This window comes from Actinokineospora xionganensis (assembly GCF_014323725.1).
Classification (GTDB): domain Bacteria; phylum Actinomycetota; class Actinomycetes; order Mycobacteriales; family Pseudonocardiaceae; genus Actinokineospora; species Actinokineospora xionganensis.
This window is the reverse complement of record NZ_JABVED010000004.1, coordinates 65065-78236: the sequence shown is the minus strand read 5'-3', so window position 1 is coordinate 78236 and position 13172 is coordinate 65065. Positions and strand designations below refer to the sequence as shown.

General features: G+C 70.0%; 14 protein-coding genes. 6 read left to right on the top strand and 8 right to left on the bottom strand.

Features of this window, described 5'->3' with window-relative positions; all coding sequences use genetic code 11:
- Positions 1-47: 47 nt before the first annotated feature.
- Entirely contained in the window at positions 48-860 is an 813-nt protein-coding gene (locus GPZ80_RS09220) for an ABC transporter permease (protein WP_187219873.1), read from the bottom strand.
- Positions 850-1686 carry an ABC transporter ATP-binding protein gene (locus tag GPZ80_RS09215; RefSeq protein WP_187219872.1) on the bottom strand — a complete coding sequence of 279 codons (837 nt, stop codon included), beginning with the start codon at positions 1684-1686 and terminating at the stop codon, positions 850-852. Before GPZ80_RS09215 ends, GPZ80_RS09220 begins: the two co-directional genes overlap by 11 nt.
- A 279-nt stretch (positions 1687-1965) precedes the next feature.
- Here GPZ80_RS09215 and GPZ80_RS09210 point away from each other — a divergent pair, with 279 nt between their 5' ends.
- Positions 1966-2481, top strand: coding sequence for a DUF1707 SHOCT-like domain-containing protein (locus GPZ80_RS09210; RefSeq protein WP_187219871.1), 516 nt, complete (start codon positions 1966-1968; stop codon positions 2479-2481).
- A 64-nt stretch (positions 2482-2545) separates the two neighbouring features.
- Here the strand turns inward: GPZ80_RS09210 and GPZ80_RS09205 are convergent, their stop codons facing one another.
- The 5 genes from GPZ80_RS09205 to GPZ80_RS09185 all read right to left on the bottom strand — a co-directional run bounded on the left by GPZ80_RS09205 (position 2546) and on the right by GPZ80_RS09185 (position 7938).
- Positions 2546-4732 (bottom strand): MMPL family transporter, encoded by a 2187-nt coding sequence (locus GPZ80_RS09205; protein WP_222719099.1) that lies wholly within the window; start codon positions 4730-4732, stop codon positions 2546-2548.
- A gap of 338 nt (positions 4733-5070) precedes the next feature.
- The gene (locus GPZ80_RS09200) at positions 5071-5496 is read right to left on the bottom strand and encodes a DUF1761 domain-containing protein (RefSeq protein ID WP_187219869.1); all 426 of its coding nucleotides are present in this window, start codon (positions 5494-5496) and stop codon (positions 5071-5073) included.
- Between the two features lie 176 nt (positions 5497-5672).
- On the bottom strand, positions 5673-5942 hold the full coding sequence (locus tag GPZ80_RS09195) for a hypothetical protein (RefSeq protein ID WP_187219868.1): 270 nt from the start codon (positions 5940-5942) through the stop codon (positions 5673-5675).
- A 75-nt stretch (positions 5943-6017) separates the two neighbouring features.
- Positions 6018-7166, bottom strand: a complete 1149-nt coding sequence (locus GPZ80_RS09190) for a GTP-binding protein (protein ID WP_222719098.1) — start codon at positions 7164-7166, stop codon at positions 6018-6020.
- A gap of 31 nt (positions 7167-7197) precedes the next feature.
- On the bottom strand, positions 7198-7938 hold the full coding sequence (locus tag GPZ80_RS09185) for an anti-sigma factor (protein WP_187219866.1): 741 nt from the start codon (positions 7936-7938) through the stop codon (positions 7198-7200).
- Between the two features lie 131 nt (positions 7939-8069).
- Between GPZ80_RS09185 and GPZ80_RS09180 the strand changes: the two genes are divergently transcribed.
- The 5 genes from GPZ80_RS09180 (at position 8070) to GPZ80_RS09160 (ending at position 12096) form a co-directional block, all read left to right on the top strand.
- Positions 8070-8471, top strand: coding sequence for a DUF4383 domain-containing protein (locus GPZ80_RS09180; protein ID WP_187219865.1), 402 nt, complete (start codon positions 8070-8072; stop codon positions 8469-8471).
- Between the two features lie 69 nt (positions 8472-8540).
- On the top strand, positions 8541-9095 hold the full coding sequence (locus GPZ80_RS09175; protein WP_187219864.1) for a DUF6529 family protein: 555 nt from the start codon (positions 8541-8543) through the stop codon (positions 9093-9095).
- A 100-nt stretch (positions 9096-9195) separates the two neighbouring features.
- Positions 9196-9630, top strand: a complete 435-nt coding sequence (locus GPZ80_RS09170) for a cupredoxin domain-containing protein (RefSeq protein ID WP_187219863.1) — start codon at positions 9196-9198, stop codon at positions 9628-9630.
- Positions 9631-9692: 62 nt separating this feature from the next.
- A complete protein-coding gene (locus GPZ80_RS09165) occupies positions 9693-10946 on the top strand; it encodes a hypothetical protein (RefSeq protein ID WP_187219862.1) in 1254 nt (417 codons plus the stop codon).
- A gap of 94 nt (positions 10947-11040) precedes the next feature.
- Positions 11041-12096, top strand: coding sequence for an AI-2E family transporter (locus tag GPZ80_RS09160; protein WP_187219861.1), 1056 nt, complete (start codon positions 11041-11043; stop codon positions 12094-12096).
- Here the strand turns inward: GPZ80_RS09160 and GPZ80_RS09155 are convergent.
- A complete protein-coding gene (locus GPZ80_RS09155; protein WP_312880219.1) occupies positions 12060-13028 on the bottom strand; it encodes a DUF3048 domain-containing protein in 969 nt (322 codons plus the stop codon). The two genes, GPZ80_RS09160 and GPZ80_RS09155, sit on opposite strands and share 37 nt — an antisense overlap.
- Positions 13029-13172: the final 144 nt, after the last annotated feature.

The window sequence follows — 13172 nt, the reverse complement described above, 5'->3', positions numbered from 1 at the left end:
AACGTGCCCCTAGTTGGTCCGGGATTCGAACGCGGCGTGGAGAGTGCTCACAGCAGCCGGGTGCGGCCCCACCCTCGGGTGAGCCTGCGGACCGCGAACGTGCCCGCGAGAACGCCCAGCGCCAGCAGGATCACGGTCGGCAGCACCATCGCCGCGCCGTCGCCGCGGACCGCTGCCTGCATCAGCGAAAGGGCCCAGTAGCCGGGGGAGGCGTGCGCGGCGGCCTGCGCCCACCCGGGCATGATGCTCAGCGGGACCAGTGCCCCGCCCATCGAACTGAGCACCAGCGCGCCGACGTCGGAGATCACGCCGAGCTCGCCGAGACTGCGGGCGATCGTGGCCAGCGCCGCGCCGATGGCGAGCAGCGCGAACGCCCAGACCAGGATCGCGAGCGCCAGGTAACCCAGGGACGGCGGCATCGGCAGCCCGATGACCAGGCAGCCGTAGGTCAACAGGATCGACTGCTGCGCCACCATCACCACGAAGATCGGGATGACCTTGCCCAGCAGCATCTCCGTCGCCGAGGCGTTGCTCGCCCGCAGCCGGTCCCAGGTCTGCCACTGCCGCTCGACCATGATCGAGCTGCCGGCGATGGCGATGGCGAACACGGAGAACATCACCAGCAGACCGGTGACGACCTGGGTGGCGCCGCCCTCGACCGCGCGGACGTAGAGCGGCTTGAGCACGATCATCAGCACCATCGGCATGGCGATGTAGCTGATCATCTGGCCCGGGTCGCGCAGCCGGATGCGGATGTTGTGCCGGACCATCGCGCCGATCCGGTAGGCGGACTCGCGTGGACCGGTGGGCCGCGGCCGGGCGTGGACCTGGGCCTGGACCTGGGGGGTGTCAAGAAGCATGGCTGACCGCCAGGGATCGGTAGAGGTCGTCCAGGGAGGGGTTGCGCACGTCCACCGAGGACACCGGCCGCTCGGTGCGGCTGAGCAGCTCGATCAGCGTCGCGGTCGGCTCGGTGGTGGAGACGCGGATCTCCTCCTCGTCGTCCAAGGTCAGCCGGACCTCGCCGGGCAGCCCGTCCACCAGTTCGTCGTAGGTGCCGCGGGCGATGATCCGCCCGCTGTGCGCCACCGCGATGGTCGCCCGCAACTCGGTGAGCTCGGGCAGGTAGTGGGTGGTGTAGACGATCGCGGCGCCCTCGCCCGCGCGCTGCTTGACCACGTCGAGCATCGCCTCGCGGGTCTCCAGGTCGGCGCCCGCCGTCGGCTCGTCGAGCAGCAGCAGGCCGGGCCGGTGGATGAGCGCGGTGGCGGCCTGGGTGCGGCGCTGCTGGCCGCCGGAGAGCACGCCGGTGCGCCGGTCGATGATCTCGCCGAGGCGCAGCGCGACGGTCAGGTCCTCGATCGCCGTGCTCAGCGCGGTCCGGCGCAGGCCAGCGAGCCTGCCGAACAGTTCGAGGTGCTCCCGCACCGTGATCGAGGGGTACAGCCCGAGGTGCTGGGGGGTGACACCGACTTCGCCGCGCGCCGCGGCCGGGGACTTGCCGCCGATGGTGATGGTGCCGCTGTCGGGGCGAATCAGGTTCGACACGATTTCGACGAATGTCGTCTTTCCCGCGCCGTTGTGACCGACCAGGCCCACGATTTCGCCTGCGGAAACCCGCAAGCTGAATCCGTCGAGTGCGTGCACCGGACCGTAGCGCTTGACCAGGTCTATTGCTTCCAGCATTGTGTCACATCCTTGGGAATAATAGAGCTGCGCACTACGGTCGGCGTCGGCGGCGGGTGCGTCGGCGAATTCAGGGAAAACGGATGGTCCGAGTTATCGCGACGATAGCCGCGTGCGGCGGACCGCCGCTATTGGCAAGAAGTGGCCGAAAACAAGAGGTCATCGCCGAGCCGCCCGGTGCGGCCCGGATGGGCGGAATTCGACGGGACGCCGCTGTATGCGTGCGGCGCTCGACCAAATACGATCGGACCGGAATATGTCGAGCCGGAGGCGTGTGTGATGGATGAGCGGCGAGAGATACGGGTCTCGGACAAGGATCGGCAGGCTGCCGTCGACCGACTTCAGGCCGCGATGGACGAAGGCAGACTGAACCTCTTCGAGTACGACAACCGGCTGGCCCAAGCCTACCAGTCGACTACCTACGGCGAGCTGGCCGACCTGTTCGTCGACCTGCCCGCCGGCGGCAGCGGCGCCGTGGCCAGGCATGAGCCGAGCGCCGCCGCGGCCAGACCGGTGGCGCACCCGGAGGCCGCCAAGGTCTCCCTGGGCCTGCCGATCGCCCTGAAGATCCTCTGGACGGTGTGGGGGGCGGTCATGGCCATCAACCTGACCGTGTGGTTCCTGACCGGCGTCGGCAACGGCGAACTCGACAACTTCTGGCCCGTGTGGTTCCTGGTGCCTGGGGCGGCCCTGCTGGCGGCGACCGTCGGCGTGCAGGCCATCCGGAAGGATCGGGCCCAGCGGCGGGCGCTGGAGCCGGCGCGGCGCACGGTGAAGCGGATCAAGCGCAGGTAGCCGGAAACGCCGAACAGGCCCCGCGAGCGGAGATCGCTCGCGGGGCCTGTTCGGCGTTTGCGGGCTAGCGGGTGGCGGCCGTCTCGGGGGCGCGCTGCGCCGTGGCGGCGGGCTCGTCGAGGTCGTCGGTCTCCCGGAAGCCGTACCGCGCGTAGGCCTTGCGCAGCGGCGCGGGCGCCCACCAGTTGTGCCTGCCGAGCAGGCGCATCGTCGCGGGCACCAACAGCATCCGGACCAGGGTCGCGTCGACGACCAGGGCGACGAACATGCCGACGCCGACCATCTTGATGAACGTGATGCCCGAGGTGGAGAAACTGCCGACCACCACGCAGAGCAGCACGGCCGCGGTCGTGATGATCCCGCCCGTGCGCTGCACGCCCGCGGCCACCGCGGCGGTGTTGTCGCCGAGGCTGTCGTAGCGCTCCCGGATCCGGGAGATCAGGAACACCTCGTAGTCCATCGACAGCCCGAACAGGATCGCCACCATCAGGACCGGTTGACTGGCCTCCACGTACCCGGTGGGGGTGAAGTTGAGCAGGCCGGAGAAATGGCCGTCCTGGAAGATCCACACGACCACGCCGAACGCGGCGCCGATCGAGACGAGGTTCATCACGATCGCCTTGAGCGGCACCACCACCGAGCCGAAGGCCAGGGCCAGCAGGAGGAAGGTGATCCCGGCGATCAGCAGCGCCATCCACGGCAGCCGCGAACTCAGCGAGTCCAGTTGGTCGACCACGCTCGCGCTCGTCCCGCCGACCATCACCAGGGCGCCCTCAGGCCGGTCGAGGGCGCGGATCTTCTCCACGATGCCCCTGGCGTGCGGCGCGTTCGCCTCGCCGTCGTAGGTCACGTTGAGCAGGCTGGTGGTGCCGTTGCCGGCGCTGATCTCGACGTCGTTGACCCCGGGGACCTGCTCGAGCTGTCGGCCGAACGCGGCCGCGGTCGACTGCGGGACATCGGCCACAAGCACCCGGATGGGCCGGATGCCGGTGCCGGCGAAGTCGCTCTGCAGGCGTTCGGACACCACCCTGCTCTCCGTGCCGGGCGGCAGCACCCGCTCGTCGACGCCGCCGAACTCGACCCGGGCGAACGGGGCGGCGAGCACCAGCAGGATCGCGGAGACCCCGACGGTGAAGATCACGGGCCTGCGCATCACGGTGCGGGCCAGCCGCGCCCACCAGCCGCTGTCGGCCGCCTTGGCCACGGTCGTGGCGACCGCGCCGGTCAGGGTGGGGACGCGGCGCTTGCGGGTCCACGGCAGCGGCAGCCTGCCCGCGTCGATCCGGTGGCCGAGAATCGCGAGCATGGCGGGCAACACGGTGAGGCTGGTCAGCATCGCGACCAGGACCGCCGCCGCGCCGCCGAGGCCCATCGAGCGCAGCAGGATCTGGGGGAAGATCAGCAGGCCGCACAGCGAGAGCCCGACGATGAGCCCGGAGACGGCGACGGTCCGGCCCGCGCTGGACATGGTGCGGGAGACGGCGGTGTCGACCGGATGCCCGCGGTCGAGTTCCTCGCGGAAGCGGCTCACGATGAACAGCCCGTAGTCCACGGCCAGGCCGAGGCCGAGGATCGTGATGATGTTGATGGAGAAGACGGACACGTCGGTGAACAGGGTGATAACCCGGACCAGCATGAAGGCGCCGAGGATCGCGATCCCGCCGACGAGAATCGGCATGAGCCCCGCGACTAGGTTGCCGAAGACGATGATGAGCAACAGGAACAGGATCGGCATCGCGATCATCTCGGCCCGGGCGATGTCCGGCCCGATGCGGCTGTCGATGTCGAGGTCGATCGCTTTCTGCCCGCCGACCCGCGTGGCCACTCCGGCCGCGGCCAGATCCGCGCGGACCGCTTTGACGACCTTGCTTTTGGTGCCCGCCGCGAACCGGACCGGGACATAGGTCGAATGCTCGTCGGTCGAGACCAGTTCGCGAGATTGGCTCTCGTAGAACGAGGTCACCATCGTCACTTCGGGATACGTGCGCACTTTCGTGACGACGTCTTCCACGGCGCGGCGGAACGCAGGGTCGTCCACGGTGCGGTCAGGGCTTGAGTAGAGCGCGATGAAGTCGACGGTCTGCCTGCCGAGCGCGTCGGTGACCGGTTGGCTGATGCGCTGGGACTCGCTGGTCGGGTCGTCGAGGCTCGCGTCGCCGGAGAGTCGGTCGAAAACCCCGGTGCCCCAAATCCCGGAAAACGCCATGAAAGCGATACCCAAAGCCAGGATCAACCACCGAAGCCTGCTCACTGCCATTCCCCACCACGCGAACATATCTGTCCCTTCACTTCTCCTCGGTGAGGAGACCTTCGGTGTCGAGCCTGGATGCGCGTGAGCAGTGTGGCATGACGTCGCAGACCGCCGACAGGCCGTTACCAGGCCACCCGATTGGCCTATCGAAGCGCCAAGATCGCGCCCTGCGCGCGTTTCCGCGCCTTTGACTAGGCGAAACCCCGCGGAAACGTGAGCGACCTGAGAGGGATTTGCGAATTATCGGCGGATGGCCAATTCCGGCCGGCCGGAAGCTGCCATCGCGTTCACCGATTTCGGGCAGGCCGGGGGAGAAGCGGCTTAGGGACGCCCCGCTGTCACGGCCAGAGGGCGACGATGAGCGACACCACGATGAGGCCGAGCAGGTGGTACCCGGCGGTGACGGCGACCCACGTCATCGGCTGCGGCTTCTTCGGGTCGAAGAACCCGGTCACCAGCAGCGCCATCGCGGCCAGGCCCAGACCGGCGACGACGCCGAGCGCGAGCGCCTCGCCGACCGTGTCGGTTCCGGTCGCGTTGGCCAGCATGGCCAGCGCGAGGCTGGAGACGAAGCACGTCAGCAGGGGCATCAGGTAGATGGTCACCGGCGGCTTCTCGTCGCCCGCCATATCCAAGCCCACCGCCCGGCTCCAGATCTTGCCGAACAGCAGGGTGGAGTACCAGAGCCCGCCGAGGGCGAAGAACGCGACCGTGGCGACGAGCACGGCGAGCCAGTCGAGGTCGGTCAGGATCGAGAAGCTCATGCGTCCTCCTGTGGCAGGCCCGACTTTCGAATGGTCGCGCTTCGGGCCGGGTCTGTCCACACGCGACCCGGATCGTGACCTCGCTTGATGTCCGCGGGCATGAGCCCCAGCAGGTGACCGGTCGCGAATTCCCGCCCGCACTGGAGCATGTGGGCGCGGAGATCCGATTGTCGGGCCTAGCCGTGCCTCAGGGCCCGGGCGAGTTCGTCGCGTCCCATCTTGGAGCGGCCGGGGAGGTCCCGGCGCTTGGCCTCGTCGTAGAGTTCCTGCCGCGTCTTCGGGCTCGACCCGCCCGTGCGCTTGCGTTTGGCGACCGCGGCGCCCTGCCTGCCGAGGGCGCCGCGCGTCTCCGCGGGCATCTTGGCGATCGAACGCTTCTCCTGGGCGCCCGCCTGGGCCTTCTGCACGTTGCGCTTCGCCGCCCGCACCTGCTTGGTCGTGGCCATCGTCGCGCACCTCCTGTCGTGGGCCGGTTTCTCCACCGCCCTGTTCGCATACCCCGTCCGGTGCCTGCGCAATCCCTACGCGGCGCCGACCGAACCACCCATCGCGTGCCGGTGGTCGTGCGGTTCGGTGTCCTCCCAGGCGGGCAGCGGATCGGGCAGGTCCCGCCACCCCGTCGGGCCCGCCGCGAACTCGGCGTCGGTGAGCAGCGCCGGGTCGAGCCTGCGGCGCGGTTCGTCCGGGTCAAGGTCGACGCCGATGAAGACCAGTTCCTGGCCGGGGGAGCCGTCGCCGAGCAACTCGCCCGGTTCGATCGTGAGGTTCGGCCCCGCCTGCGACCAGACCGCCAGCGTGTCGGGGCGGCTGGCGAGGTGGCAGAAACCCTTGCTGCGCAACACGCCTTGCCAGTCTTCGAGGGCCGCGGCAAGGCGGGCCGGATGGAATGGCCGGGCGGCGCGGTAGGTGACCGAGCGGATGCCGTACTCCTCGGTCTCCGGCACGTGCGACCCGGCGAGTTCGGCCGCCCAGCCCGCTGAGGTCGCGGCGGTGACCGGGTCGTACCGGTCGGTGTCGAGCACCTCGGCCAGGTCGACCACGCCCCGCTGCGCGCGCACCAGCCGCGCGGTGGGGTTCAGCTTGCCGAGCAGCGCCTCTACCACGGCCAAGCGCTCGCCGGTGACGAGGTCGGTCTTGTTGAGCACCAGCACATCCGCGAACTCGACCTGGTCGATCAACAGGTCCGAGATGCCCCGCTCGTCCTCCTCGCCCGCGGCGAGGGCGCGTTCGGCCAGCCGGTCGCCGCGCTGCAGTTCGGGCAGGAACCCGGCCGCGTCGACCACGGTGACCATCGTGTCCAGCCGCGCGTGGTCGGACAGGCTGGTGCCGTCGTCGAAGGTCCACTCGAAGGTCGCGGCGACCGGCATCGGCTCGGAGATGCCGGTCGACTCGATCAGGATGGTGTCGAACCGGCCCTCGGCGGCCAGCGTGCCGACCGTGTCGAGCAGGTCCTCCCGCAGGGTGCAGCAGATGCACCCGTTGGTCAGCTCCACCAGCCGCTCGCCGCCGCGCCCGGCGACCAGGGCGGCGTCGATGTTGACCTCGCTCATGTCGTTGACCACGACCGCGACCCGGCGGCCTGCGCGGTTGGCCAGCACATGGTTGAGCAGCGTGGTCTTCCCAGCGCCGAGGAAGCCGGACAGGACGGTGACAGGAACACGGGTGGGCATGATGAACATGATAATCGTTGTTGTTCGGTGCTCAGGCGGGCAGGGTCAGCAGTGCGACCGCGCTGGTCGTGGGCCGCGGGGAGCCGCCGGGAGGCTCGACGGTGATGCCGACCTGGGTCGCTCCCGAGGCGGCGGCCAGCACCGGAGCGGCGTCCGGCCCGGTCTGGACCAGCCCCGCCGACCGAGGACCATCCGGGCCGATCAGCCACGCCTGGTACACGCGGTCCGAAGGCGGCTCGGGCATGCCCCTGGCCAGCACGACGACGCTGTCGAGTTCGCGCGAGAGAGCGGCGGTGGCGCCGTGCCCCATGCTCAGCCGGACATCCGGGGCGGTCAGCACCCGGCTGATGGCGTGGACTCGCGCCTGCGAGGCCTGCCTCGTCCGTTCCAGTTCGTGGTGCGTGGCCATCGCCTGCGCGCCCATCGCCGTCGCCGCCACCACGCTCGCGGCGACGGCGAGCGTGGCGGCCCAGCGCCACTGGTCGCGGCGCACGGGTTCGGTCGACGGGACCAGCGGCGGGACCAGCGGCGGGAGCTGGCGCTCATGCCGGATCATCGGCACGACCCGGTGCTTCAAGTCCGCGGGCGGGAGCGCCGAGGCAGCGGTCGCCAACCGTCCGGCGGTCTCGCTCAGCTCGGCGATCTCCACGGCGCAGGCGTCGCACCGCCGCAGATGCTCGTCGAACTCGGCTCGCTCCCGCGTGGTCAGCGCGTCCAAGGCGTAGGCGCCGGTCAGCGAGTGGATCTCCGGATTCACCCGTCGTCGCGGCATGGAGGATTCCTTTCGCTGCGGCCCACACTTCGACATTCGGAGCGGGGACCGTCTTGGATTAGTCCAATCCGGATCGGGCCGGTGAACCGAATCCCTCCCAAGCGTCCGTCGATTCTCTTGCGGAGGGCACCATGAGCACTCGAGCCGACATCCGGACCGGATCGCCCAACCGCGTGCTGGGCTACGCGTTCGGCGCGGTCTACCTGTTGGTCGGGCTGGTGGGCTTCACGCTCACCGCGGGCACAGGGTTCGCCGCCACCGCCGGACCACACCTGCTGTTCTTCGAGATCAACCCGCTGCACAATCTTGTGCACGTCGCTATCGGCGCGCTGCTCGCGGGCGCGGCGTGGCGGGGCGCGGGCACAGCCAAGGCCGCCAACACCACGGTCGGCGCCGTCTACCTCCTGGTCGCGGTGGTCGGCCTGTTCCTGGTCGGCAACGCGGGGAACCTGCTCGCGCTCAACCACGCGGACAACATCCTGCACTTCGCCAGCGCCGCCGTGCTGCTGGGCGTGGGCCTCACCCGCCGCTGATCGACGTCACCCCGAGGGGCGGCCCGTCGCTGCGCGGCGGGCAGCCCTCGGCCGTAGTAGGGGCCCGCCATGACCCATACCGATCCGAAGCCGAGCTCACGCGTCCCGCTCACCGTGATGGTGCTGGCCGGAGCGGCCGTCGCGATCACGCTGGGGGTCGTCGGATCCATCGGCGGTGCTCCCCGCGAGTTGCCGGTGTTCTGGTTCTCCAGCGTGCAGTCGCTCAAGGCCTGGTCGGCAACGGTCGTCCTGGCCCTGGTGTTCGCCCAACTCGCGACCGCGCTGTGGATGTTCGGCCGAATCCCCGGCGTCCAGACGGCCCCGTCCTGGGTCCCACCGGTCCACCGGATCACCGGGACGGTGGCGTTCCTGCTGAGTCTGCCGCTCGCTTTCTACTGCCTCCACGGATTCGGATTCGACACGTCGACGCCGCGCACCCTGGCGCACTCGGCGGCGGGCTGTCTGTTCTATGGGGCGTTCACGGCCAAGATGATCGGCATTCGATCCCGCAGGCTCCCTGCCTGGGGGATCGCGGTCCTGGGCGGCACGGTTTTCACCCTGTTCGTCGTGTTGTGGGCGCTGAGCGCGCTGTGGTGGTTCGACGCGGCGGGCTTCGATCGGTGATCGGGGAAATCCCCGCCAATCCGCCCGGACCCGTGCCCCGAATGCCAGACAAGAGATACCGAAGCGCACCGGCGGACGATCTCGCTGAATGGAGGATCCCATGCACCGGTTCCGGCGGTTCCTGCTGATCGCCCTGTTCGGCGGTGCGCTGACCGCGTGCGGGACATCCGGACAGGATCAGGGAAACCCGATCACCATCCCCAGTTCCGGCCACGGCGGACACGGTTCCGCGGCGGCGTCGGACACGACCACAGTGACCACGAAACTGCTCGACTTCGCCCCGGAGAAGATCACCGTCAAATCCGGCACCACCGTCGTGTGGAAAGTCGACGGCGGCATCAGCCACACCGTGACCACCGGCACCTTCACCCTCGGCGGCGACGGTCTGCGCAATTCCGAGCAGCCCGACGGAAAAGTCGACATGCCGCTCGCCAAAGGCGGTGAGGTGTCCTTCACCTTCACCGAACCAGGCACGTACTCGTACTACTGCTCGATCCACAAGGGAATGAACGGCTCGGTCGAAGTGACCGGCTGAGTTCTCGAAGCTTTCGCGCCCTATAGCAGCGCCTCGAATTTCCCGTACCTGAAAGGAAAGTCATGTCTGTCCGTGCCATTTCCGTAGTCAGCATGGTCGCCGCAGCCGCGTTGACCGTGACCGCGTGTTCGGCCAACGAGCAGGCGGCCCCGCCGTCCTCGTCCACCGTCAGCGCCCCCGCGACGTCGGCGCCAGTGGCCGCCGTCAGCGGCAAGGCGTCCGTCGAGACCCCCGCCGCCAAGCTGCGCGCCGACCTGACCCAGTTGCTGACCGAGCACGTCTACACCGCGGCCATCGCGCTGAAGACCGCCGTCGACGCGGGCGGCAAGATGGACGACGCCGGTGTGAAGGCCGCGGTGGCCAACCTGGACGCCAACTCCGTCGCGCTGTCCAAGGCGATCGGTGGCGCCTATCCGGCCGCCGAGGCGCCGTTCCTGGAGTCGTGGCGTCAGCACATCGGCTTCTTCGTCGACTACACCCTGGGCAAGGCCACGAAGGACCAGGCCAAGGTGGACAAGGCGAAGACCGACCTGGACGGTTACCGCACCTCGTTCGGTCAGCTGATCAACTCCGTGGTTCCCGAACTCCCGGCCGACGCCGTCGCCGAGGAGCTCAAGCCGCACACCGCGAGCATCTTCGCCACCATCGACTCGCTGGTCGCCGGTGACGGTCAGGTCTTCGCCAAGCTCACCGAGGCGGCGGGCCACATGCCGATGACCGCGGCCACGCTGGCGGGCGGCATCGCCAAGAACAAGGGCCTCGAAGGCGACGTCAACTCCAAGGGCGCCGAACTCCGCTCGGGTCTGACCTACCTGCTGACCTCGCACGTCGACCTGGCGGGCATCGCGCTGGCCCAGGCCGTCGCCAAGGGTGGCGACCTGAACGAGCCCAGCGTCAAGGCCGCCGTCGCCGCGGTCGACGCCAACTCCGTCGCGCTGTCCAAGGCGATCGGTGGCGCCTATCCGGCCGCCGAGGCGCCGTTCCTGGAGTCGTGGCGTCAGCACATCGGCTTCTTCGTCGACTACACCCTGGGCAAGGCCACGAAGGACCAGGCCAAGGCGGACAAGGCGAAGGCCGACCTGGAGGGCTACCGCACCTCGTTCGGTCAGCTGATCAACTCCGTGGTTCCCGAACTCCCGGCCGACGCCGTCGCCCAGGAGCTCAAGCCGCACACCGAAAGCGTGTTCGCCACCATCGACTCGCTGGTCGCCGGTGACGGTCAGGTCTTCGCCAAGCTCGCGGAGGCAGCGAACCACATGCCGATGACCGCGGCGACCCTCGCCGGTGGCATCGCGGAGAACAAGAAGCTCTCCTGACTCCGTTAGCCAGTGACCTCGGCCGGAACCCCCTCGGGTTCCGGCCGAGGTCGTTCGAGCTGCTGCGGGCGGTCCGGCTCGATACCGTTCGGAGATGGCCCCTTCGGACGAGGTGACGGTCAGGAAGCTGGTGTGGGCGGGTGCGGCCGTCCTCGTCTGGGCGGCTGTGGCGTACCTGGTGTGGCGGGCGATGGGCGTGCTCGCCCCCGTGCTGGTGCCGGTCGCGGTGGCCGTGCTGATCGCCGCCGCGCTTCGGCCCGCGGTGCGCGGGCTGGTCCGGCGCCGGTGGCCGCGGGTGCTCGCGGCGGCGCTGATGGTCGTCGGGCCGCTCACCGTTCTCGGGGTGCTGCTGGTGATCACGGTGGACGCGCTGGTGCGCGGTGGGGGCGAACTCGCCGAGGCCTTGCGCGACGGGGTGGGGACCGTGCGGGACTGGCTGGTGCGGGGGCCGCTGGGCCTGAGTGAACCGCAGGTCGGGGGCGCGGTCGACAACCTGGTGGCGTTCGTGGGAGACCAGGGGGAGCGGATCGTCGGCGGGGCGACGGCCACCGCGGCCGCCGTGGGCGGGTTCCTCGCCGGTCTCGTGCTCGCCGTGTTCGTCCTGTTCTTCCTGCTCTACGAAGGAGAACGGATCTGGACCTGGCTGCTCGCCCCGCTTTCCGCCTCGGTCCGCACCCGGTTCGACCAGGCCGGGCGCGAGGCGTTCAGCTCGCTGGGGGCGTATTCCAGGGCGACCGTCGCGGTGGCCGTCGTGGACGCCGTCGTGATCGGCGTCGGGTTGGCGATCATCGGGGTGCCGATGGTTATTCCCCTGGCGTCATTGGTGTTTCTCGCCGCGTTCGTGCCGTACGTGGGCGCGTTCGTCGCCGGATTCGTGGCCGTGCTCGTCGGCCTGGTGTCCGGCGGACCGGTCACGGCGCTGCTCGTCCTCGGCCTGAGCGTGCTCGTCCAGACCCTGGAAGGCGAAGTGCTGCAACCGTTCCTGCTCGGCCGGATGGTGCGGCTGCACCCGCTGCTGGTGGTGGTCTCGATCGCGGTCGGCGTCGTGCTCGCGGGGATCGTCGGCGCTCTGTTCGCGGTCCCGGTCGTGCTGGTGGCGCGCGCGGTGCTGCGTCAGCTTCCGGGCACCAGCAACACCCAGACCGGGTAATCCGAGAGCGGCAGCGGCGCACCCTCCGTCGTGTGGAACCGGGTCGGCGCGGCCGGATCCGGCCGCGACCACGTCGCCGCGTGCCGCTGTCCGTCGCGCAGGACGGTCGCCGAGCCCGCGCCCACGCTCGTCACCACGGGCGAGCGGGCTCCGGTGGCGTCCTCGATGGCCTCGTCCTGTGTCACGGTCACCCGCTGCTCGATCACGGTGGCCGCGGTGACCTGGCCGGACTCGGTCGACGTCAGCGGCGTGCCGTCCAGTGAGACCGCCCAGCGCCCGGTTTCCGCCGACCAGGTGAACGAGTAGGCCGCCGCGACGTACTCGACGCGATGAACGTCCGTCGGGGTGCCCGTGACGGAGGTGGGACCGAACTCGAGCGGTTGGGCCGCGGGCGCACGCGCGGTGTCCGGCAGCGAAGACGGACGCACGAAGAGGTCGTGTGGTGCCCGCCTGCCGCTGTCGCGGAAGTAGGCGGGCGCCGCCGCTTCCGGTGGGGCTTCGACCAGCCGCGCCCCGCGCAGCACGGGCAGCAGCTCCGGTGCGGCGCCGGAGTAGGCGAACACCGGTTCGCCGTGCTGGGCAAGCAGATCCACGTCGCTGCGCCGGGCGCTGCGCACCGGCCCGACGACCTCGGGCGGCGTGCCCTGGTAGAGCGCGAGGAGCCGGGTCAGCCCGCCCTCGACCGGCTCGACATACACCACCTCCGCCGCGCTCAACCCGGTGTGCGGCCGGGCCTCCGCGACGTTGTCGATCTTCACCGCGAGTACGGCCGCGCCCGGCGAGGGCGTCCGCGGCGCGGAATCATCCGCCGGGACACCGCCGAACATGTCCCGCACCGCGAACACCGCCGCGACGGCCAGGGCGAGCACGATGAGCGCGCCGAACAGGACGGTCCGCCCGGACCGCCCACCGCGCCCGCGCCCATCACCCACCGCTGCCTCCAGAATGCGACACCTCCAGGGTGCGCCCGCTCAGCGCCCGCGCGCCACCGGAACCGACCCTGCTCGGTCGTGGCGGGCCGACGGTGACAAGATCGCCGCAGCCGCGAGCGGGCCACCGACTCGGTTCGGCAGTGA

Coding starts and splice junctions, on each gene's coding strand:
- GPZ80_RS09220 (WP_187219873.1), bottom strand. CDS start 860: ATGCTTCTTGACACCCCCCAGGTCCAGGCCCAGGTCCACGCCCGGCCG.
- GPZ80_RS09215 (WP_187219872.1), bottom strand. CDS start 1,686: ATGCTGGAAGCAATAGACCTGGTCAAGCGCTACGGTCCGGTGCACGCA.
- GPZ80_RS09210 (WP_187219871.1), top strand. CDS start 1,966: ATGGATGAGCGGCGAGAGATACGGGTCTCGGACAAGGATCGGCAGGCT.
- GPZ80_RS09200 (WP_187219869.1), bottom strand. CDS start 5,496: ATGAGCTTCTCGATCCTGACCGACCTCGACTGGCTCGCCGTGCTCGTC.
- GPZ80_RS09195 (WP_187219868.1), bottom strand. CDS start 5,942: ATGGCCACGACCAAGCAGGTGCGGGCGGCGAAGCGCAACGTGCAGAAG.
- GPZ80_RS09190 (WP_222719098.1), bottom strand. CDS start 7,166: ATGCCCACCCGTGTTCCTGTCACCGTCCTGTCCGGCTTCCTCGGCGCT.
- GPZ80_RS09185 (WP_187219866.1), bottom strand. CDS start 7,938: ATGCCGCGACGACGGGTGAATCCGGAGATCCACTCGCTGACCGGCGCC.
- GPZ80_RS09180 (WP_187219865.1), top strand. CDS start 8,070: ATGAGCACTCGAGCCGACATCCGGACCGGATCGCCCAACCGCGTGCTG.
- GPZ80_RS09175 (WP_187219864.1), top strand. CDS start 8,541: ATGACCCATACCGATCCGAAGCCGAGCTCACGCGTCCCGCTCACCGTG.
- GPZ80_RS09170 (WP_187219863.1), top strand. CDS start 9,196: ATGCACCGGTTCCGGCGGTTCCTGCTGATCGCCCTGTTCGGCGGTGCG.
- GPZ80_RS09165 (WP_187219862.1), top strand. CDS start 9,693: ATGTCTGTCCGTGCCATTTCCGTAGTCAGCATGGTCGCCGCAGCCGCG.
- GPZ80_RS09160 (WP_187219861.1), top strand. CDS start 11,041: ATGGCCCCTTCGGACGAGGTGACGGTCAGGAAGCTGGTGTGGGCGGGT.